This window comes from Bradyrhizobium sp. 31Argb, assembly GCF_043638955.1.
In the GTDB taxonomy this organism is placed as follows: Bacteria; Pseudomonadota; Alphaproteobacteria; order Rhizobiales; family Xanthobacteraceae; genus Bradyrhizobium.
In genome coordinates this window covers 1-1,925 of record NZ_JBEGDB010000549.1, presented here as the reverse complement: position 1 = coordinate 1,925, position 1,925 = coordinate 1, and the positions used below count along the sequence as shown (strand labels likewise).

Genomic DNA, 1,925 nt, shown 5'->3' with positions numbered 1-1,925 from the left:
GTTCCTGCTCGATCATTTCGACATTGAGCGGTGCCGTGAGGCTTTCGTTGGCGAGCGCCGCGGTGTCGCCGACGACGCGGGCGATCGAGAAGACAGCACATTCCTGCAGCTCGAGGTCAAGGATGGCGGCTATGATGGCGAACACCGTCACCTCATCGTCTCCCTGTTTGCGGCCACCAGCATACGTCGCCCATCGATCAGTGCTTCGCCGGCGAGCTCTGCGACGTCGCCATAGCCGCGGCAAACGCCTTTGTTCTGTTACCTATCGGGCGAATGCCGGAAGCGTTGATCATCCGAACATCATGCTCAGGCGAGGCCAAAACGGAATGAACGCTATGAGCTCATCGTACGATCGGATGCGACAGGAAAGGAAAAGGAGGGCAGCCTGCCGGTCGGGTCTTCAACCCGCGTATTTGGGGCGAAAGTCCATCTCGGCCCAAACGAGTCCCTGTCTCGCCATTGATTTCGTTATCATCGGCCGGCACTCGAAGCCGCGCGCAGACTGTTATGAGCGGCAGAATAGCGATCAGCTTCGTTGAATTTCCTACGTTTTCGTTCGATTTCGATCGCGTTCGTTGCGCTTCGTTGATGCCGTTTCTAGTGCGAAACTGGTCCGATTGCACAACTCTCCTTTCGGAGGACGGACCATCGCATCGGGGTCCCTAGTCATCTGGAACGCAAGTTCGTCACATTAGTTGATAGTTCGAATCTCTACAGAGGAGAGTGCGAGTGGCTAATGCAGGTGAGCGAGGCCGGCCGATTGCGCCGTTAATGCTGAATCCGCAGGAGCGGGCGTACTTGGAGAGGCAAGTTCGTCGTCATCGTGTTGCCCGGTCGCTGTCTGAGCGATGCCGCGCGATCCTGCGATGTGCGGATGGCTTGCCAAGCAAGTCTGTAGCTGCGGAACTCGGCCTCCACGAACATACCGTTGGCAAGTGGCGCCGCCGATTCTTGAAGGACCGCTGTGATGGCCTGCTTGACGAGGCCCGCCCTGGCCGCCCTCGCACCATCAACGACGATCAGGTCGCTGCCGTGATCGAGCGGACGTTGCGTACGACGCCGGCCGATGCGACGCACTGGTCGATCCGCTCGATGGCTGCGGAAACCGGCTTTTCCCACACCACGATCCGCCGAATGTGGGCAGCGTTCGGCTTGCAGCCGCACCGCAGCCAGACGTTCAAGCTGTCGAGCGATCCACTGTTCGTCGACAAGGTGCGCGATATCGTCGGCCTTTACCTATCCCCGCCGAACCGAGCCCTTGTCCTCAGCATCGATGAGAAAAGCCAGATTCAGGCACTCGATCGCGAGCAACCGGTCTTGCCGATGATGCCTGGCGTACCGGAACGTCGCACGCACAGCTATGTGCGGCATGGTACGACCTCGCTGTTTGCCGCGCTCGATGTCGCCTCGGGGTTCGTCATCGGCAAATGCTACAAGCGCCACCGCGCAGTCAAGTTCTTGAAGTTTTTAAAAGAAGTCGATGCCCAAGTTCCTGAAGGGCTCGATGTCCATATCGTCATGGATAATTACGCCACCCACAAGACACCCAAGATCAAAGCGTGGCTCGCACGTCGACCTCACTATCATGTTCATTTTACGCCGACGTCCGCGTCATGGATCAATCTGGTCGAGCGCTGGTTCGCTGAACTCACCAGAAAGCAGATCCAGCGAGGTGTCCACACCTCCGTCAGGCAGCTCGAGACCGACATCCGTACCTTCATCGACCTGCACAACAGAAACCCGAAGCCCTTCAAATGGACCAAGTCCGCAGACCAGATTCTGGCCTCGGTCAAACGCTTCTGCCATAAAGCCCAGCAGACCTTATGTGGCGAACTTTAGATTCACGTGACTAGGGTCTGTTGGGATTCAGGATTCTCATTCGTGCTTGGCTGTGATTCAAGCTTTGGATGGAACGATTCGTTTTG

The 1,925-nt window shown here is 57.5% G+C and carries 1 protein-coding gene; it reads left to right on the top strand.

Annotated elements, in window-relative coordinates:
- The first annotated feature begins 729 nt into the window (after positions 1–729).
- Positions 730–1,839, top strand: a complete 1,110-nt coding sequence (locus tag AAFX91_RS41230) for an IS630 family transposase (RefSeq protein WP_130578126.1) — start codon at positions 730–732, stop codon at positions 1,837–1,839.
- The last annotated feature ends 86 nt before the right edge of the window (positions 1,840–1,925 follow it).